An 18,037-nucleotide genomic window follows, 5' to 3' on the forward strand; every position below is an offset into this window, starting at 1 on the left:
GCCGCGCGGAGATCTAGACGGCCACCGGAGCCTGGGGCTCCGTGGTGGCCCCCCGCCCGGCGAGGCGTTCGCGCCAGGCGGCGAGCACGGCCGCGTCGGTGGGCTTCGTGGCGAGGGAGACCGCCACGTACACGGCGAGCGAGATCAGCAGGCCGTAGTAGACCGGCTCGGTGGCGAGGATTCCGTACCCCCACATGAGCCCGATGACGGAGAGACCGCCGGCGGTGACGGCGGCGAGTGCGCCGGGAGCGGTGCCGCGGCGCCACAGCAGGCCGCCGAGGATCGGCACGAGCAGGCCGCCGACGAGCAGGTTGTAGGCGACGGTCAGCGCCTGGACCACGTCGTTGAGCGCGATGGCGATGACGATCACGGCGACGCCCATGATGAGGATGAAGGCGCGGTTGCCCTTGACCTCGTCGTGCCCCTCGCCCTCCGGGGCGCCCCTCCCCCGCAGCCGCGACCAGATGTCGTTGTTGGCGACGGTCGCGCAGGCGATGAGCGCTCCGGAGGACGTCGACATGACGGCGGCAAGGGCGGCGGCGAGGACGAGTCCCCGTACGCCGATGGGCAGTTCGTCCTTGACGATGGTCGCGAAGGCCGCGTCGGCGTTCGGCAGCTTCGGGTACATCACCTTGGCGGCGGTGCCGATGACGGCGCCCGCGATCGCGTAGACGAGGCAGTAGGTACCGGCGACGGTGCCGCCGTAGCGGGCGACCTTGTCGCTGCGCGCGGTGAAGACGCGCTGCCAGATGTCCTGCCCGATGAGCATGCCGAACGTATAGATCAGCACGTACGTGAAGATCGTCTCGCCGCCGATGCCCAGCGGGTCGAAGTACTCGGTCGGCAGCTTCGCCTTCATCTCGCCGAACCCGCCGGCCTTGACGACGGCGATGGGCAGAAGCAGCAACAGCACACCGATGGTCTTCACCACGAACTGCACCATGTCGGTGAGGGTGATGGACCACATGCCGCCGAGCGTCGAGTAGGCGACGACGATCGAGCCGCCCAGGACGATCGCGAGCGTGCGGTTCATGTCGAACAGGACGTCGAAGATGGTGGCGTACGCGATGGTCGAGGTGACCGCGAGCATCAGCGTGTACGCCCACATGACCACTCCGGAGATGACGCCCGCGCGCCCTCCGTAGCGCAGGTCGAGCATCTCGGAGACGGTGTAGACCTTCAGGCGCGCGATGCGGGCCGAGAAGAACACGCTGAGCGCGAGGAGTCCGAGGCCGATGGTGAAGACCATCCAGGCGCCCGAGAGCCCGTACTGGTAGCCGAGGCCGACGCCGCCGATGGTGGAGGCCCCGCCGAGGACGATGGCGGCCATGGTCCCGGAGTACATCCACGGCCCGAGGCGCCGCCCGGCGACCAGGAACTCGGACTTCGACTTGGCGCGGCGCATGCCCCACCAGCCCATGGCCAGCATCCCGGCGAGATAGACGACGATCACTGTGTAGTCGACGGCCATAAGGGGGGCCTCCTTCGCGCACCTCGGTGGCGTGTCGTGCAGATGGGGGTGAAGACCGCCGCGGGGACATCCGCCCGTACCCGCGGCCTGCGGTCGGCACGACCTTAGGTGGCCGCAAAGCAACCCTGAAGTGTACGTTTCATCCACTTACCGTGACCTAGATGGATGGAACGTCCGCCATGGCCGACCCCGCCGGCGCCCGGGGCCCCGCAGCGCCCCCGACCCCGCCGGTCCCGCTCGCCGCGCTGCTGGCCCGCGAAGAGCTCGGGCTGCGGCAGATCGCGGGCCCGGAGGCAGCCGGGACGGCCGTGCAGTGGGTGCACACCTCGGAGATGGCGGACCCGTACCCGTACCTCCTCGGCGGCGAGCTGCTCCTGACGGCGGGCGTCCACATCACCGGTCCGGAGGCGTCGCAGGCCCACCTCGACGCCTACGTGGCCCGCATCGTCGCGGCGGGCGGCGCGGCCCTCGGCTTCGGTGTCGCGCCGGTCCACGACACCGTGCCCCACGCCCTGGTCGCGGCCTGCGACCGGCACGGCCTGCCCCTCCTCGAGGTACCGCCGCAGACCACGTTCAGCGGCGTCGCCCGCGCGGTGTGGCGGCTGATGAGCGAGGCCAGGCATGTGGAGCTGCGCCGGGTCGCGGAGGCGCAGCAGGGCCTCGCGACGGCCGCCGCGCGGCCCGACCCCGTCCCCGCCGTCCTGCGCCAGCTGGCGGCGCGGCTCGGCGGGCTCGCGGTGCTGTACGGGCCCGACGGCACGGAGCTGCAGGTTGAGGGCGGGCCCGGGAGGCGGCGCGCGGAGCCTGCGGAGCTGACCGGCATCGTGCGGCGCGCCACGCCCGCCGCCCCGGCGTCCGCCGCCGACACGGCAGGGACCACGCACCTCGCCGCGTACGCGCTCGGCGGCGGCCGCGGCTTCACGCTCGGGGTCGCCACGGAGCGCCGCGAACCCGGTGACCACACCATCGCGGGAGCGGCGGTCGTGCTGCTCTCCCTGCTCACCGGTGAACACCAGGGTGCCTCCGAAGCGGCCCGCTCGGCGGCGCTCGTACGGCTGCTCCTCGGTGCCGCCCCCGAGGAAACCGGCCCTCTCCTGGGCAGCGAAACGTGGACCGTCGTCCACGCGCGCGGGGAGCGCACCCCACTGGCCGCCTCGGCGCTCGCCGCGGCGCTCGGCAGCGGTCTGGTCGACCCGGGCGAGGACGTCGTACGCCTGCTCCTGCCCGCCGACCGCGAGGTCGCCCCCGCCCACGGCTGGACCCTGGGTATCTCCGCCCCCGCCGCCCCGGGCGACCTCGCGGCAGCCGACACCCAGGCGGCCCGCGCCCTGCGCCGCGCGGAGGCCACCCGCCGCCCCCTCGTACGCCACCACGCGAGCGGCCTCGCCGCGCTGGTCGCCCCGGAGGAGGCCGACGCCCACGCGCGCGTGCTGCTCGCTCCCCTGGGCGACAACGCCACGTTGCTGGAGACCCTGCGCACGTGGCTCTCCTTGCACGGCAGCTGGGACCGCACGGCGGTAGCACTCTCCGTCCACCGCAACACGGTCCGCCAACGAATCACACGCTGCGCGTCCCTGCTCCAGTCAGACCTGGACGACCCAGACGTACGAATGGAACTCTGGTTCACCCTCAACCGCCCCCACTAAGCGTCGCCCCACCAGGGGCGCGGGGAACTGCGCACCCAGCCACACCCCACCCGCACTGAAGGAACCACACCCCGACCCCCACCCCCCCCCAGGGGCGCGGGGAACTGCGCGACCGGCCCCCACCCACCCGCACCTGACGATCACCAAACCCCGCCCAGCGCAGAGCACTCGTCCCGCACAATAGGAGCCATGCCGATACCCACCCGTCCCGCGCTCGTCGATCACCTCGTCCGCACCCGCATCGCGGGCGACGTCGCCACTCCCCGTGAGAACAACCTCAGCCACTACAGGAAGCTCGCGAACGGCGACCGCCACTACTGGCTCGGCCTGGAGCTCGGCGACCGCTGGAGCGACGAGCAGGACGTCCTCGCGGTGATGGCCGAGCGCTGCGGCGTCATCGACGACCCCGGGCACCGGCAGGGCCAGGACACCATCGACCCGGAGCTGACGGTCGACGCCCTGGAGCGCATGGCGGCCCGCCTGCGCAAGGCGGCCGCCGGCAAGGAGAGCGTCCTGTTCGCCACCGGCCACCCCGGCGGTCTGCTCGACGTGCACCGCGCGACGGCCGCCGCCCTGCGCGCGGCGGGCTGCGAGATCGTGGTGATCCCCGAGGGCCTCATGGCCGACGAGGGCATGGTGTTCCAGTTCGCGGACGTGGCGGTCCTTGAGCGCGGCGCGACGCTGTGGCACACGCACTCCCCCGAGCCGATGAACGCGATCCTGGACGGCCTGGAGCGCGAGGGCCGCCCGCAGCCGGACCTGGTGGTCGCCGACCACGGCTGGGCGGGCCGTGCCGGCCAGCGGGGCCTGGACTCGATGGGCTACGCGGACTGCAACGACCCGGCGCTGTTCATCGGCGAGGCGGAGGGCACCGTGCAGGTGACGGTCCCCCTGGACGACCACGTGACGAGCCCCCGCCACTACGACCCGATGACGGCCTACTTGCTGAACGCGGCGGGGCTGCTCCCCGAGTCCTGACCCGGCCCCGGCGTCGGGTCCAGGTACACCCGCCTGATCGCCGGAACGCGCGCCCGCACGCGCCGCGCCATGCGGTCGCAGGCCTGCTCGACGTCCCCGGCCGTCGACACGTCCCGGAAGTCCACCTTCGCGGCCACCAAGGCCTCGTCGGGCCCCTGGAGGAGCGTGGTCAGCTCCAGTACGTCCACCACGTCCGGGTCGGCGAGCAGCTCGGCCCGCACCGCCTCCCGCATCTCCCGCGGCAGCGGCCGGCCGATCAGCAGCTCGGAGTTGGCACGGCCGAGGACCCAGGCGACGTACACGAGCAGCACGCCGATGCAGAGCGAGGCGGCGCCGTCCCACACCCCGGACCCGGTGAGCTGCCCGCCGAGCAGCCCGGCCGCGGCGAGCACGAGGCCCGCGAGCGCCGCCGAGTCCTCCATCACGACGGCCTTGACCGCCGTGTCGGGGGTGTGGCGCAGATAGCGCTTGAGCCGCACTCCGTAGCGGTCGGCCTCCCCGCGCGCCTGCTTGAGACCGGTGCGCAGGGAGTAGCCCTCCAGGAGGAAGGCGACGCCGAGGACGATGTACGAGATGAGCGGGTCGCCCGGCTCATGACCGTGGGTCAGGGTGTGGATGCCGTCGTAGACGGCGAAGACGCCGCCGCCGACGAAGGTGGCGACGGAGGCGAGCAGCGCCCAGATGTAGCGGGCCCCTCCGTAGCCGAGCGGGTGTTCCTCGTCGGCGGGCCGTGCGCCGGCCTTGAGGGAGGCGAGCAGCATCAGCTCGGTGACGGTGTCGGCGACGGAGTGCGCCGCTTCGGAGAGCATCGCGCTGGAGCCGCTGAGGACGCCGGCGACCGCCTTGGCCAGTGCGATGCCGAGGTTGGCGACGGCGGCGACGATGACCGTGAAGGTGCTCTCGCCGCCGCCCTGAGGCTTCTCTGACGGTTCCTCACTCATATACCGGACGGTATGCCCGATCAGCGCGGAACGCGAACCACGCCTTCCTGGATGACCGTCACCGCGAGCCGCCCGTCCTGCGTCCAGATCCGCGCCTGCCCGAGGCCCCGGCCGCCCGAGGCGGACGGCGACTCCTGGTCGTAGAGCAGCCATTCGTCCGCGCGGAAGGGCCGGTGGAACCACATGGCGTGGTCGAGCGAGGCGCCGACGACGTCGCCGACCGCCCAGCCGCCCCTGCCGTGCGCGAGCAGCACCGAGTCGAGCAGCGTCATGTCGGAGACGTACGTGGCGAGACACACGTGCAGCAGGGAGCCGGGCGCGTCGTCGGCGAGTTTGCCGTTGGTCCGGAACCACACCTGGGAGCGCGGCTCGCGCGGCTGCCCGACGGTCCCCCAGGGCGGCACGTCGGCGTAGCGAAGGTCGACGGCGGCGCGCGCCTCGATGAGCCGCTCGGCGACGTGTCCCGGCAGATGGAGGGGGAGCGTCTCGGCGGCGGTCGGCAGCGTCTCGGGGTCGGGCGCGTGCGGCATCACGGCCTGGTGCTCCAGGCCCTCCTCGTACGTCTGGAAGGACGCGGAGAGGTGGAAGATCGGCTGCCCGTGCTGGACGGCGACGACGCGCCGCGTGGTGAAGGAGCGGCCGTCGCGGATGCGGTCGACGGTGTAGACGATCGGCGCGCCGGGGTCACCGGGGCGCAGGAAGTACGCGTGCAGGGAGTGGGCATTGGGGCCTCCCCTGCTCGAGCGAAGCCGAGAGCTCGGGGAACGGTCGTCGGGGACGGTGCGCCCGGCGGCGACCAGGGCCTGCGCGGCGACCTGACCCCCGAAGACGCGGGGCACGAGCGCCGAACGGCTCACGCCCCGGAAGATGTCCTCCTCGATCTGCTCCAGGTCGAGCAGATCGAGGAGGGCGTCAAGTGCCTGGTTCATAAAGGTAGTTCTACCGGGCTTCTACGGAGAGTGCCCCTACAGGCCCATGTCCTTGGCGATGATCATCTTCATGACCTCGCTGGTGCCGCCGTAGATGCGGTTGACGCGGTTGTCGGCGTACAGGCGGGCGATGGGGTACTCGTTCATGAAGCCGTAGCCGCCGTGCAGCTGGAGGCACTTGTCGATGACGCGGTGCGCGACCTCGGTGGCGAACAGCTTCGCGGAGGCGGCCTCGGCGGCGGTCAGCTCGCCCGCGTCCAGGGCCTCCAGGGCGCGGTCGACGACGGCCTCGGCGGCGTCCACCTCGGCCTGGCAGGCGGCCAGCTCGAACTTGGTGTTCTGGAAGGAGGCGACCGGCTTGCCGAAGACGGTGCGCTCCTGGACGTACTGCTTGGCGAACCGGACGGCGGCCTTGGCCTGGGCGTAGGCGCCGAAGGCGATGCCCCAGCGCTCCGAGGGGAGGTTGCTGCCGAGGTAGTAGAAGCCCTTGTTCTCCTCGCCGAGGAGGTCCTCGACGGGCACCTTCACGTCGACGAACGCCAGCTCGGCGGTGTCGGAGGTCTTCAGGCCCAGCTTGTCGAGCTTGCGGCCGACGGAGTAGCCCTCGGACTTGGTGTCGACGGCGAAGAGGGAGATGCCGAAGCGGCGGTCCTCGGCGGTGGGCGCGGAGGTGCGGGCGCAGACGATGACACGGTCGGCGTGCACGCCGCCGGTGATGAAGGTCTTGGCGCCGTTGAGGACGTAGTGGGTGCCGTCCTCGGAGAGCTTGGCGGTGGTCTTCATGCCCGCGACGTCGGAGCCGGTGCCCGGCTCGGTCATCGCGAGGGCCCACATCTCCTCGGCGGAGACGAACTTCTCCAGGTAGCGCTTCTTCTGCTCGTCGGTGGCGAGCATCTTGATGTAGGGCAGGGCGAGCAGCACGTGGACGCCGGAGCCGCCGAAGCTGACGCCCGCGCGGGCCGTCTCCTCGTACTGGATGGCCTCGAACTTGTGCGTGTCCAGGCCGGCGCCGCCGAACTCCTCGGGGACGTTGATCCCGAAGAGGCCAAGGTCGGCGAGCTTGTAGTAGAACTCGCGGGGGACCTGACCGGCGGCGAACCACTCATCGTGGACGGGTACGACCTCGGCCTCGATGAAGGCGCGCAGGGTCTCCCGGAACGCCTCGTGGTCCTCATTGAAAACGGTACGGCGCACGGAGAACTCCCTCTGCCTACTGCCAACGTCGACTCAGCGGACTAAGCGCTTGCTCAGAGGCAGGTTACCCGGCGGTCACCAGAGGCGTCCAGAGACGCACGTCACTCGGCGGCCGCCGCCGCGAAGGCCCCCCGCGCGAGGCGGTGCAGCAGCTCCGCCATGCCGGCCCGGCTGGGCAGCACGTCGCGGCGGCTGAGGTGCGGCGTGGAGTTCAGCAGCCCGAAGACGGCGTGCACCGCGACCCGGGCCGCCTTCTCGGCGAGGTCGGGGTAGACCTTGCGCACCACCTCCACCCAGATCTCCACGTACTGCCGCTGGAGCTGGCGGACCAGCTTGCGGTCGCTGTCCCGCAGGCGGTCCAGCTCGCGGTCGTGCAGGGTGATCAGGGAGCGGTCGTCGAGGGCGAAGTCGATGTGGCCCTCGATGAGCGAGTCCAGCACCCGCCCGGGCGCCCCGTCCGTGTCGGCCAGGCACCGCTTGCCGCCCGTCAGGAGCTGCCCGCTGATGCCGACAAGCAGCTCGGCGAGCATCGCGTCCTTGCCCGCGAAGTGCCGGTAGAGACCGGGTCCGCTGATCCCCACGGCGGCCCCTATCTCGTCCACCCCGACCCCGTGGAAGCCGCGCTCGGCGAAGAGCCGGGCAGCCTCCTTGAGGATCTGCTCGCGGCGGGTGGGGGCGTCGGTTCTGGTGGCCATGGAATTGATTCTAGACAGGCCGGTTAGCGGTCGTTAACCTGAGGGAAACGCGTTAACGCTCATTAACCGGGCAAGGGGGCTCGAACTGATGCGGCAGGCACCAGTGCTGACGAGCGCGGCTGATCCCGCGTCGGAGGCGTGGCGGGCGAACGAGACGGCGCACACCGCCCTCGTCGAAGAGCTGCGGGCCAAGCTCGCGGCGGCCGCGCTCGGCGGCGGCGAGCGGGCCCGCGCCCGCCATGTGGCGCGCGGCAAGCTGCTGCCCCGGGACCGGGTGGACACGCTCCTCGACCCCGGCTCGCCCTTCCTGGAGCTGGCTCCCCTCGCGGCCGAGGGGATGTACGGCGGGGACGCCCCGGCGGCCGGTGTCATCGCCGGGATCGGCCGGGTCTCGGGCCGCGAGTGCGTGATCGTCGCCAATGACGCCACGGTCAAGGGCGGCACGTACTACCCCATGACGGTGAAGAAGCACCTGCGCGCCCAGGAGGTGGCCCTGGAGAACCGCCTCCCGTGTCTCTACCTCGTCGACTCGGGCGGCGCCTTCCTGCCGATGCAGGACGAGGTCTTCCCCGACCGCGAGCACTTCGGGCGGATCTTCTACAACCAGGCGCGGATGTCGGGCGCGGGCATTGCGCAGATCGCGGCCGTGCTCGGCTCGTGCACGGCCGGCGGGGCGTATGTCCCGGCGATGAGCGACGAGGCGGTGATCGTGCGCGAGCAGGGCACGATCTTCCTCGGCGGCCCGCCCCTGGTGAAGGCCGCGACCGGCGAGGTCGTGACCGCGGAGGAGCTGGGCGGCGGCGCGGTCCACTCCCGCACCTCCGGCGTCACCGACCACCTCGCCGAGGACGACGCGCACGCGCTGCGCATCGTGCGGAACATCGTGGCCACCCTCCCCGCGCGCGGGGAGCTGCCGTGGGCGGTACAGCCCGTGGAGGAGCCCAAGGTCGACCCCTTGGGCCTGTACGGCGCGGTGCCGACGGACTCCCGCACCCCCTATGACGTCCGCGAGGTCATCGCGCGCGTGGTGGACGGCTCGCGCTTCCAGGAGTTCAAGGCGGAGTACGGCACGACGCTGGTCACCGGCTTCGCGCACATCCACGGCCACCCGGTCGGGATCGTCGCGAACAACGGCATCCTGTTCTCCGAGTCCGCCCAGAAGGGCGCCCACTTCATCGAGCTGTGCGACCAGCGCGGCATCCCCCTGGTCTTCCTCCAGAACATCTCCGGCTTCATGGTCGGCAAGGACTACGAGGCGGGCGGCATCGCCAAGCACGGCGCGAAGATGGTCACGGCCGTGGCCTGCGCCCGCGTCCCGAAGCTGACGGTCGTCGTCGGCGGTTCGTACGGCGCGGGCAACTACTCGATGTGCGGCCGGGCCTACAGCCCCCGCTTCCTGTGGATGTGGCCGAACGCCAAGATCTCCGTGATGGGCGGCGAGCAGGCCGCCTCCGTCCTCGCCACGGTCAAGCGCGACCAGCTGGAGGCGCGCGGCGAGCAGTGGGCGGCCGAGGACGAGGAGGCCTTCAAGGACCCGATCCGCGCGCAGTACGAGGACCAGGGCAACGCCTACTACGCCACGGCCCGCCTCTGGGACGACGGCGTGATCGACCCCCTGGAGACCCGGCAGGTGCTCGGCCTGGCGCTGACCGCGTGCGCGGGCGCCCCACTTCCCCAGAGGGACCCCGCGGCGCCCGGCTTCGGCGTCTTCCGGATGTGAGGGGCGGGACGATGAGCGACTTCCAGCAAGGCACCAGGCAAGGGACCACCTCGGGGAGAGGGACCATGTTCGACACGGTGCTCGTCGCCAACCGCGGCGAGATCGCGGTCCGCGTCATCCGCACGCTGCGGGCGCTCGGCGTCCGCTCGGTGGCCGTGTTCAGCGACGCGGACGCGGACGCCCGCCATGTGCGCGAGGCGGACACGGCGGTGCGGCTCGGCCCCGCGCCGGCCGCCGAAAGCTATCTGTCCGTGGAGCGCATCCTCGCGGCGGCGGCCGCCTCGGGCGCCCAGGCGATCCACCCGGGCTACGGATTCCTCGCGGAGAACGCCACGTTCGCGCGGGCCTGCGCCGACGCCGGACTCGTCTTCATCGGCCCGCCCGCCTCGGCGATCGAGCTGATGGGCGACAAGATCCGCGCCAAGGAGACGGTGAAGGAGGCCGGCGTCCCGGTCGTCCCCGGCTCCTCAGGGAGCGGCCTGACCGACGCAGAACTGGCCGCCGCCGCGCGGGAGATCGGCACCCCGGTGCTGCTCAAGCCGAGCGCGGGCGGCGGCGGCAAGGGCATGCGCCTGGTGCGCGACGAGGCCCTGCTCGCCGAGGAGATCGCGGCGGCCCGCCGGGAGGCCCGCGCCTCCTTCGGCGACGACACGCTGCTCGTGGAGCGGTGGATCGACCGCCCCCGGCACATCGAGATCCAGGTCCTCGCGGACGGCCAGGGACATGTGATCCACCTCGGCGAGCGCGAGTGCTCCCTCCAGCGCCGCCACCAGAAGATCATCGAGGAGGCGCCCAGCGTCCTCCTGGACGAGGCCACGCGCGCGGCGATGGGCGAGGCGGCGGTCCAGGCGGCCCGCTCCTGCGGGTACGCGGGCGCGGGCACGGTCGAGTTCATCGTGCCGGTCAAGGACCCCTCCTCGTACTACTTCATGGAGATGAACACCCGCCTCCAGGTGGAGCACCCCGTCACGGAGCTGGTCACCGGCCTCGACCTGGTGGAGTGGCAGCTGCGGGTGGCCGCCGGGGAGCGCCTGCCGTTCGCGCAGGAGGACATCACCCTCACCGGGCACGCGGTGGAGGCCCGGATCTGCGCCGAGGACCCTTCCCGCGGCTTCCTCCCCTCGGGCGGCACCGTCCTCGCCCTGCGCGAGCCGCAGGGTGACGGCGTGCGCACGGATTCCGGCCTGAGCGAGGGCACGGAGGTCGGCAGCCTCTACGACCCGATGCTCTCCAAGGTCATCGCGTACGGCCCCGACCGCGCCACGGCCCTGCGCAAGCTGCGGGCCGCGCTCGCCGGGACGGTCACCCTGGGCGTGCCGACGAACGCGGGCTTCCTGCGCAGACTGCTGGCCCACCCGGCGGTGGTCGCGGGCGAGCTGGACACCGGCCTCGTGGAGCGCGAGGTGGACGGCCTGGTCCCGGACGGCGTGCCCGACGAGGTGTACGAGGCGGCGGCCGCCGTGCGCCGGGCCGCGCTCGCGCCGGCGGACGCGGAGGACGGCTGGCGGGACCCCTTCTCCGTGCCGAGCGGCTGGCGGCTCGGCGGCACCCCGGCGCCCCTGACCCACTGGCTGCACGCGTCGGGACTTGAACCCGTCACTCACCAGCTCCGGGGAAGCGGCCACACCGTCACCCCCGACCGCGTCTCGGTCACCGTCGACGGCACCCGGCACACCTTCCACCGCGCGGGCGACTGGCTGGGCCGGGACGGCGACGCCTGGCAGGTGCGGGACCACGACCCCGTGGAGGCGAGCCTCACCGGCGCCGCGCACGCCGGGGCCGACGCGCTCACCGCCCCCATGCCGGGCACCGTCACGGTCGTGAAGGTCTCCCCCGGCGACCGGGTGAGCGCGGGTCAGAGCCTGCTGGTGGTCGAGGCGATGAAGATGGAGCACGTCATCTGCGCCCCGCACGCCGGCACGGTCACCGAGCTGGACGTCACCGCGGGCACCACGGTCGCCATGGACCAGGTCCTCGCGGTGGTCCTCCCGGACGACGAGGCACACGACGAGGCACACGGCGGGACACACGACGAAGCGCACGAGGCAGGGCGATGACCGCCGCCGGGCTCCCGATGACCGTCCCGGACCCGCAGCTGCCGCCCCGCGTCCGCATCCACGAGGTCGGCGCCCGGGACGGCCTGCAGAACGAGCAGGCGGTCGTCCCCACCGAGGTCAAGGCGGAGTTCATCCACCGCCTGGCCGACGCGGGCCTGACCACGGTCGAGGCGACCAGCTTCGTGCACCCCAAGTGGGTGCCCCAGCTGGCCGACGCCGAGCGGCTCTTCCCCCTCCTCGGCGACCTCCAGGACGTGCGCCTGCCGGTCCTCGTGCCGAACGAACGCGGCCTGGAGCGGGCCCTCGCGCTCGGCGCCCACCGCGTCGCCGTCTTCGCCAGCGCCACCGAGTCCTTCGCCAAGGCCAACCTCAACCGCACGGTGGACGAGGCCCTCGCCATGTTCGACCCGGTGGTCACCCGCGCGCGTGAGCAGCGGATGCACGTGCGCGGCTATCTCTCGATGTGCTTCGGCGACCCGTGGGAGGGCCCGGTCCCCGTCGAGCAGGTCGTTCACGTCTGCCGCGCGCTGCTCGACATGGGGTGCGACGAGCTGAGCCTCGGCGACACCATCGGCGTGGCCACCCCGGGCCATGTGGCCGCCCTGCTCACCGCGTTGAACGAGGCGGAGGTCCCGACCGACCGGATCGGCGTGCACTTCCACGACACGTACGGCCAGGCGCTCGCCAACACCCTGGCCGCCCTGCGCCACGGCGTGACGACGGTGGACGCCTCCGCGGGCGGTCTCGGCGGCTGCCCGTACGCGAAGAGCGCCACCGGCAATCTCGCCACCGAAGACCTCGTCTGGATGCTGCACGGCCTCGGCATCGACACCGGGGTCGACCTCGGCCGTCTCTGCGCCACCAGCGCCTGGATGGCCGGCCACCTGGGCCGACCCAGCCCGTCCCGCACCGTCCGCGCCCTGACCCACCAGGAGCAGTGAAGAGAAGATGGACCACCGTCTGAGCCCCGAGCACGAGGAACTGCGCCGCACGGTCGAGGCGTTCGCGCACGACGTCGTCGCCCCGAAGATCGGCGACTTCTACGAGCGCCACGAGTTCCCGTACGAGATCGTCCGCGAGATGGGCCGCATGGGCCTGTTCGGCCTGCCCTTCCCCGAGGAGTACGGCGGGATGGGCGGCGACTACTTCGCGCTCGGCATCGCCCTCGAAGAGCTGGCCCGCGTCGACTCGTCGGTGGCGATCACCCTGGAGGCGGGCGTCTCGCTCGGCGCGATGCCGCTGCACCTGTTCGGCACGGAGGAGCAGAAGCGGCAGTGGCTGCCGAAGCTGTGCTCCGGCGAGATGCTCGGCGCGTTCGGCCTGACCGAGCCGGACGGCGGCTCGGACGCGGGCGGCACCCGCACCACGGCCGTGCGCGACGGCGACCAGTGGGTGATCAACGGCTCGAAGTGCTTCATCACCAACTCCGGTACGGACATCACCGGCCTGGTCACGGTCACCGCCGTCACCGGCCGCAAGGCCGACGGCCGCCCGCTGATCTCCTCGATCATCGTCCCGTCGGGGACACCGGGCTTCACGGTCGCGGCGCCGTACTCGAAGGTCGGCTGGAACGCCTCGGACACCCGAGAGCTGTCCTTCTCCGACGTCCGCGTGCCCGCGGCGAACCTCCTGGGCGAGGAGGGCCGGGGCTACGCCCAGTTCCTGCGCATCCTGGACGAGGGCCGGGTCGCGATCTCCGCGCTCGCCACCGGCCTCGCGCAGGGTTGCGTGGACGAGTCGGTGAAGTACGCCAAGGAGCGGCACGCCTTCGGCAAGCCGATCGGGGCGAACCAGGCCATCCAGTTCAAGATCGCCGACATGGAGACGCGGGCGCACATGGCCCGGGTCGGCTGGCGGGACGCGGCGTCGCGCCTGGTCGCCGGGGAGCCGTTCAAGAAGGAGGCGGCGATCGCCAAGCTCTACTCCTCGACCGTCGCCGTGGACAACGCCCGCGAGGCCACGCAGATCCACGGCGGATACGGCTTCATGAACGAGTACCCGGTGGCCCGGATGTGGCGGGACTCCAAGATCCTGGAGATCGGTGAGGGCACCAGCGAGGTGCAGCGGATGCTCATCGCCCGGGAGTTGGGCTTCGCGGGCTGAGCCGGCCGCCCTGCCCGGCCGACGGTGCGTGAGGGACCCCTGGAACCGGAGTGAGCTTAGGCTAGCCTAAGCTCTACTTCCGGCCAGTGGCTCCGGCCACCGTACCGTCACGAAAGCAGAGACCCCATGCCCCAGTCCCGTCCCTCCCACCTCTCCCGCCGCGGCATGCTCGCCGCCGGTGGCGCCCTCGGCCTGACCGCCGTCCTGGCGGCCTGCGGCAGCGAGAAAAAGGACGGGAAGAAGACCAAGGGCGGTGCGGCCGATTCCGGCCCCTGGAGCTTCAAGGACGACCGGGGCGAGACGGCGAAGCGCGACGCGGCACCGAAGAACATCGTCGCGTTCACCGGCGTCGCCGCCGCCCTGTTCGACTACGGCATCGAGTGCAAGGGCGTCTTCGGCCCGACGAAGACCAAGGACGGCAAGGCCGACGTGCAGGCCGGCGACATGGACGTCAGCAAGCTGACGGTCCTCGGCAACGAATGGGGCCGGTTCAGCGTCGAGAAGTACGCGAGCCTCGCCCCCGACGTGCTGATCTCCACCATGTTCGACGCCAAGGGCACCCTCTGGTACGTGCCGGAGGAGCCCAGCGACAAGATCCTCAAGCTCGCCCCGAGCGTCGGCATCAGCGTCTACGACCGTCAGATGACCCAGCCGCTCCAGCGCATCCTCGCGCTCGCCGAGTCGCTCGGCGCGGACGTGAAGTCCGACAAGGTCGTCAAGGCGAAGAAGCGCTTCGAGGACGCCTCCGAGCGGCTGCGCGAGGTCGCCAAGGCGCACAAGGACATCAAGGTCCTCGTGGGCTCCGCGAGCCAGGAGCTGTTCTACGTCTCCGGCTCGAACCTCTCCGTCGACCTTGAGTACTTCAAGGCGCTCGGCGTGAACATCATCGAGCCGCCGGAGAAGGCCAAGAAGGGGTCCGGCGGCTGGTTCGAGAACCTCAGCTGGGAGAACGTCGACCAGTACGACGCCGACCTCATCATGATGGACAACCGCACCTCCGCCCTCCAGCCGGCCGTCCTCGACGAGTCCAAGCCGACCTGGCGCAAGCTCCCCGCGGTCAAGGCCGGGCAGGTCATCCCGCGCGTCACGGAGCCGATCTTCTCGTACGACAAGTGCGCGCCGATCCTCGAGGACCTCGCCGACGCGATCGAGAAGGCGAAGAAGCTCAAGAAGGGCGCCTGACCCCTACGTTCCGCCCGCCCGGGCGGGGTCCCCGGGACGGTCCCCGGCGGCCCCGCCTGTCCGTCCGGATCCGGTACGCCTAGCCGACGGCCGGCCAGGGGACCTGCGGCGACTTGTAGTAGCCGATGCCGAGCGCGTCCCAGCGCGGGGCCTGCGCGGCGAGCCGCACCTTGTACTTCTCCCAGTCGTGCGTGGCCGCGGGCGACCAGCCGAGCTCGGCGATCCCGGGCAGCCTCGGGAACGCCATGTAGTCCAGGTGCGCGGAGGTCGAGAGCGTCTCCGTCCACAGCGGCGCCTCGACACCCATGACGGCGTCCGCGGGCGCGCCCTTCAGGTAGGTCGCCGGGTCCCAGTCGTACGAGCGCTGCACCTCGACGAGGCCCGCCCAGGACAGGCCGAGCGGGGTGTCCTTGGTGTACTTCATGTCGAGGTAGGAGCGGTCGGCCGGCGAGAGGACCAGCTTGGTGCCGTTCTTCGCGGCGTCCACGACCTGCTCGCGCTCGGCGGCGCCCGTCCTGTCGTAGCCCCAGTACTGGGCGACGGCGCCCTCGGCGGGCTCGGCGCCGGTGAGCTGGTGCCAGCCCATGACGGTCTTGCCGTACTTGGCGACCACCGGCTGCACCTTGTCCATGAAGGCGACGAAGTCCTCGTGGCTGGTGGAGTGCGCCTCGTCGCCGCCGATGTGGAGGTACTTGCCGGGCGTCATGGCGGCCAGCTCGCGGATCACGTCGTCCACGAAGTCGTACGTGACGTCCTTCTTCACGCACAGCGAGCTGAAGCCGACGGCGGTGCCGGTGTAGAGGGGCGGGGCGACGCCGTCGCAGTTCAGTTCGGCGTACGAGGCGAGGGCCGCGTTGGTGTGCCCCGGCATGTCGATCTCCGGGACGACCTCCAGGTGACGCGACGCGGCGTAGGCGACGATCTCCTTGTACTGGGCCTTGGTGTAGTAGCCGCCCTTGCCGCCGCCGACCTGCGTGGAGCCGCCGTATGCGGCCAGGCGCGGCCAGGAGTCGATGGCGATGCGCCAGCCCTGGTCGTCGCTGAGGTGCAGGTGCAGCTTGTTCATCTTGTAGAGCGCCGCCTGGTCGATGTAGCGCTTGACCTGCTCGACGGTGAAGAAGTGCCGCGAGACGTCGAGCATCGTGGAGCGGTAGCCGTAGCGCGGCATGTCCCTGATGGTGCCGCCCGCGATCCGCCACGGGCCGCGCTGCCTGGTCTTCTTCTCGACGGCGGCGGGCAGTTGCTGGCGCACTGTCTGGACGCCGTGGAAGAGCCCGGCGTCCGACCAGGAGGTGATGGTGAGGGAGCCGCGCGTGGAGATGACCCGGTAGCCCTCGTTGCCGAGGACCTTGTTCTCCGGTTCGGCGCTGATGCGCAGGCGGATGCCGTCGCCGCCCTCGCCGGTGACGACGGGCAGTTCGTAGCCGGTGGAGGGGCGCAGCACCTTGGCGAGGTACTCGCCGATGCGCCTCTCCTCCGGTTTGCCGACGCGGATGCGGGTCTTCGCGGTGATCTCGTACCCGGCACCGCCCGGCTCGGCCTTCAGGGGCGCCGGGACGATCTGGCCGAGCGGGGTGAGGGGGGGCTTCGGCTTCCCCGCGGGCGCGGGCGCGGCGGCGAAGGAGGAGATCCCGGCGGCCGCCACGAGCAGCAGCGAGCCGAGCAGCCGTGACGTCCGGCGGTGTGCTCTCGGTGTTCTGTGCACTCTCTGTGCGCTCGGTGTTCTGTGGTGCGTTCTCACAAGCGGGTCCCTTCGACGGGGGCGCAGCTGTGGTGCATACCGTTCGAACGGTTCCCATTGGTAACCCGGCCCCCACTAGGGGTCAAGGGGTGTAGACCAGCTGTCCCCGGAGCGGTGCGAGAATCCCCGCATGGCGGAAATCATCCAGCGCGACGGGACCTGGACCTTCGACGGACAGACGCTGCGGCTCGTGCCGGGCCACGACAAGAGCGTCTCCCTGCTCCGCAAGACACTGGGCGAACTGACCGTATCGCTGGGCGCGTTGGCGGGCATCGCCTTCGAGCACGGAAAGAAGTCGGGCCGGTTGCGGCTGCGCCTGCGCGACGGCGCCGACCCGCTGCTCCAGGCGACGGGCGGCAAGCTGGCGGACAGCGACCCGTATCAGCTGATCGTGGAACCCGACCGGTACGGCGTGGCGGAGTACCTGGTCGACGAGGTGCGCAACGCCCATCTGATCGAACAGGTGCCGACCGCCCCCTGCCAGGCCTACCTCCTCCCCGGCCCGTCCGTGCCGCTGTCGGTCTCCGCCGGGGACGGCACCGCGAGCTTCGACGGGGAGCGGATACGCCTGGAGTGGAACTGGAAGACGGAGGAGGCGAAGTCGGCGTCCGGCACCCGGTCCCTGCCGCTCGCCGAGGTCGCGGCGGTGGAGTGGCAGCCGGCGGTCGGCCTGGAGAACGGCTACCTCCGCTTCACCGTGCGCAACACCCCGAGCAAGACCCCGCCGAAGTACGACCCCAACGCGGTGGAACTCTGGGGCTTCAAGAAGGACCCGCTGATGGCCCTGGTCGCCGCCGCGGTCCAGGCCCGCCTCCCCCACCCCTCGGCGCCCACCGCCCCGGCGGCCCCCGAGGACGCGCCGCCCGCCCTCACGAAGTCCACGGCCCCGGCGCCCCCGGCCGAGGACCACGACGCCCTTCTGCGGCGCCTGCGCGAGCTGGGCGAACTGCACCGGGCGGGGATCCTCACGGAGGACGAGTTCACCGCGGCCAAGCAGGCGGTCCTGCGCCGTATGTGAGCCCCACAGAAACCACCCTCCGGCCCATCACGCCACGCTCCTGCCCGATTCCGGGCAGGATTCTTGCGAAAGCGGAGAAGATCCCCCAGGATCATCGAATGCACGACGACCTGGTGGACCACCTCACCCGCAGCACCCCGCTCCAGCGGGGCGAAGCCCTGCGGGTCATCCAGGACGTGCTGGCCTACTTCGACGAGACGACCGAAGACTTCGTCCGTCGCCGCCACCGCGAGCTGCAGGGTCAGGGCCTGTTGAACGCGGCGATCTTCCAGCAGATCTCGGCGGACCTCGAATACCGCGCGGTCGCGCCGCCCGAGCTGAGCCTCAGGCAGCTGCGCCGCATCATCTACGGCTAGGACACC

General features: G+C 71.6%; 15 protein-coding genes. 9 read left to right on the forward strand and 6 right to left on the reverse strand.

Going from position 1 to position 18,037, the window contains the following annotated elements:
- Nucleotides 1-13: 13 nt before the first annotated feature.
- Nucleotides 14-1,471 carry a sodium:solute symporter gene (locus tag KKZ08_RS13905; protein ID WP_223774747.1) on the reverse strand — a complete coding sequence of 486 codons (1,458 nt, stop codon included), beginning with the start codon at nucleotides 1,469-1,471 and terminating at the stop codon, nucleotides 14-16.
- A 161-nt stretch (nucleotides 1,472-1,632) separates the two neighbouring features.
- Between KKZ08_RS13905 and KKZ08_RS13910 the strand changes: the two genes are divergently transcribed.
- Both KKZ08_RS13910 and KKZ08_RS13915 read left to right on the forward strand, forming a co-directional pair.
- Complete coding sequence (locus tag KKZ08_RS13910; RefSeq protein WP_223774748.1) at nucleotides 1,633-3,117, forward strand: PucR family transcriptional regulator; 1,485 nt, start codon at nucleotides 1,633-1,635, stop codon at nucleotides 3,115-3,117.
- Nucleotides 3,118-3,306: 189 nt separating this feature from the next.
- Nucleotides 3,307-4,095 carry a phosphatase gene (locus KKZ08_RS13915; protein WP_223774749.1) on the forward strand — a complete coding sequence of 263 codons (789 nt, stop codon included), beginning with the start codon at nucleotides 3,307-3,309 and terminating at the stop codon, nucleotides 4,093-4,095.
- Here KKZ08_RS13915 and KKZ08_RS13920 read toward each other — a convergent pair.
- The 4 genes from KKZ08_RS13920 to KKZ08_RS13935 all read right to left on the reverse strand — a co-directional run bounded on the left by KKZ08_RS13920 (nucleotide 4,056) and on the right by KKZ08_RS13935 (nucleotide 7,854).
- A complete protein-coding gene (locus tag KKZ08_RS13920; protein WP_223774750.1) occupies nucleotides 4,056-5,036 on the reverse strand; it encodes a cation diffusion facilitator family transporter in 981 nt (326 codons plus the stop codon). The two genes, KKZ08_RS13915 and KKZ08_RS13920, sit on opposite strands and share 40 nt — an antisense overlap.
- Nucleotides 5,037-5,056: 20 nt before the next feature.
- On the reverse strand, nucleotides 5,057-5,965 hold the full coding sequence (locus tag KKZ08_RS13925; RefSeq protein WP_223774751.1) for an acyl-CoA thioesterase II: 909 nt from the start codon (nucleotides 5,963-5,965) through the stop codon (nucleotides 5,057-5,059).
- Between the two features lie 36 nt (nucleotides 5,966-6,001).
- Nucleotides 6,002-7,159, reverse strand: coding sequence for an acyl-CoA dehydrogenase family protein (locus tag KKZ08_RS13930; protein ID WP_223774752.1), 1,158 nt, complete (start codon nucleotides 7,157-7,159; stop codon nucleotides 6,002-6,004).
- Nucleotides 7,160-7,260: 101 nt separating this feature from the next.
- Nucleotides 7,261-7,854, reverse strand: a complete 594-nt coding sequence (locus KKZ08_RS13935; RefSeq protein WP_223774753.1) for a TetR/AcrR family transcriptional regulator — start codon at nucleotides 7,852-7,854, stop codon at nucleotides 7,261-7,263.
- A gap of 88 nt (nucleotides 7,855-7,942) precedes the next feature.
- On the opposite strand from KKZ08_RS13935, the gene KKZ08_RS13940 reads away from it, so the two are divergent.
- The 5 genes from KKZ08_RS13940 to KKZ08_RS13960 all read left to right on the forward strand — a co-directional run bounded on the left by KKZ08_RS13940 (nucleotide 7,943) and on the right by KKZ08_RS13960 (nucleotide 14,916).
- Nucleotides 7,943-9,574 (forward strand): carboxyl transferase domain-containing protein, encoded by a 1,632-nt coding sequence (locus KKZ08_RS13940; protein WP_223774754.1) that lies wholly within the window; start codon nucleotides 7,943-7,945, stop codon nucleotides 9,572-9,574.
- A gap of 65 nt (nucleotides 9,575-9,639) precedes the next feature.
- The gene (locus KKZ08_RS13945; RefSeq protein ID WP_223774755.1) at nucleotides 9,640-11,631 is read left to right on the forward strand and encodes an acetyl-CoA carboxylase biotin carboxylase subunit; all 1,992 of its coding nucleotides are present in this window, start codon (nucleotides 9,640-9,642) and stop codon (nucleotides 11,629-11,631) included.
- Nucleotides 11,628-12,572, forward strand: coding sequence for a hydroxymethylglutaryl-CoA lyase (locus KKZ08_RS13950; protein WP_223774756.1), 945 nt, complete (start codon nucleotides 11,628-11,630; stop codon nucleotides 12,570-12,572). Before KKZ08_RS13945 ends, KKZ08_RS13950 begins: the two co-directional genes overlap by 4 nt.
- A 7-nt stretch (nucleotides 12,573-12,579) precedes the next feature.
- Entirely contained in the window at nucleotides 12,580-13,734 is a 1,155-nt protein-coding gene (locus KKZ08_RS13955; RefSeq protein WP_223774757.1) for an acyl-CoA dehydrogenase family protein, read from the forward strand.
- Nucleotides 13,735-13,860: 126 nt separating this feature from the next.
- Entirely contained in the window at nucleotides 13,861-14,916 is a 1,056-nt protein-coding gene (locus KKZ08_RS13960) for an ABC transporter substrate-binding protein (RefSeq protein ID WP_223774758.1), read from the forward strand.
- 79 nt (nucleotides 14,917-14,995) lie between these two features.
- Here the strand turns inward: KKZ08_RS13960 and KKZ08_RS13965 are convergent, their stop codons facing one another.
- Entirely contained in the window at nucleotides 14,996-16,621 is a 1,626-nt protein-coding gene (locus KKZ08_RS13965) for a beta-N-acetylhexosaminidase (RefSeq protein ID WP_223774759.1), read from the reverse strand.
- A 166-nt stretch (nucleotides 16,622-16,787) separates the two neighbouring features.
- Here KKZ08_RS13965 and KKZ08_RS13970 point away from each other — a divergent pair, with 166 nt between their 5' ends.
- A complete protein-coding gene (locus KKZ08_RS13970; RefSeq protein WP_223774760.1) occupies nucleotides 16,788-17,675 on the forward strand; it encodes a DUF4429 domain-containing protein in 888 nt (295 codons plus the stop codon).
- A 98-nt stretch (nucleotides 17,676-17,773) separates the two neighbouring features.
- On the forward strand, nucleotides 17,774-18,031 hold the full coding sequence (locus KKZ08_RS13975; RefSeq protein ID WP_205034437.1) for a hypothetical protein: 258 nt from the start codon (nucleotides 17,774-17,776) through the stop codon (nucleotides 18,029-18,031).
- The last annotated feature ends 6 nt before the right edge of the window (nucleotides 18,032-18,037 follow it).

The organism is Streptomyces sp. 135 (assembly GCF_020026305.1).
In the GTDB taxonomy this organism is placed as follows: domain Bacteria; phylum Actinomycetota; class Actinomycetes; order Streptomycetales; family Streptomycetaceae; genus Streptomyces.

What these genes read in the sequence shown, in the direction of transcription:
- KKZ08_RS13905 (WP_223774747.1), bottom strand. Translation starts at nt 1,471, where the DNA reads ATGGCCGTCGACTACACAGTGATCGTCGTCTATCTCGCCGGGATGCTG.
- KKZ08_RS13910 (WP_223774748.1), top strand. Translation starts at nt 1,633, where the DNA reads ATGGATGGAACGTCCGCCATGGCCGACCCCGCCGGCGCCCGGGGCCCC.
- KKZ08_RS13915 (WP_223774749.1), top strand. Translation starts at nt 3,307, where the DNA reads ATGCCGATACCCACCCGTCCCGCGCTCGTCGATCACCTCGTCCGCACC.
- KKZ08_RS13920 (WP_223774750.1), bottom strand. Translation starts at nt 5,036, where the DNA reads ATGAGTGAGGAACCGTCAGAGAAGCCTCAGGGCGGCGGCGAGAGCACC.
- KKZ08_RS13925 (WP_223774751.1), bottom strand. Translation starts at nt 5,965, where the DNA reads ATGAACCAGGCACTTGACGCCCTCCTCGATCTGCTCGACCTGGAGCAG.
- KKZ08_RS13935 (WP_223774753.1), bottom strand. Translation starts at nt 7,854, where the DNA reads ATGGCCACCAGAACCGACGCCCCCACCCGCCGCGAGCAGATCCTCAAG.
- KKZ08_RS13940 (WP_223774754.1), top strand. Translation starts at nt 7,943, where the DNA reads ATGCGGCAGGCACCAGTGCTGACGAGCGCGGCTGATCCCGCGTCGGAG.
- KKZ08_RS13945 (WP_223774755.1), top strand. Translation starts at nt 9,640, where the DNA reads ATGTTCGACACGGTGCTCGTCGCCAACCGCGGCGAGATCGCGGTCCGC.
- KKZ08_RS13950 (WP_223774756.1), top strand. Translation starts at nt 11,628, where the DNA reads ATGACCGCCGCCGGGCTCCCGATGACCGTCCCGGACCCGCAGCTGCCG.
- KKZ08_RS13955 (WP_223774757.1), top strand. Translation starts at nt 12,580, where the DNA reads ATGGACCACCGTCTGAGCCCCGAGCACGAGGAACTGCGCCGCACGGTC.
- KKZ08_RS13960 (WP_223774758.1), top strand. Translation starts at nt 13,861, where the DNA reads ATGCCCCAGTCCCGTCCCTCCCACCTCTCCCGCCGCGGCATGCTCGCC.
- KKZ08_RS13970 (WP_223774760.1), top strand. Translation starts at nt 16,788, where the DNA reads ATGGCGGAAATCATCCAGCGCGACGGGACCTGGACCTTCGACGGACAG.
- KKZ08_RS13975 (WP_205034437.1), top strand. Translation starts at nt 17,774, where the DNA reads ATGCACGACGACCTGGTGGACCACCTCACCCGCAGCACCCCGCTCCAG.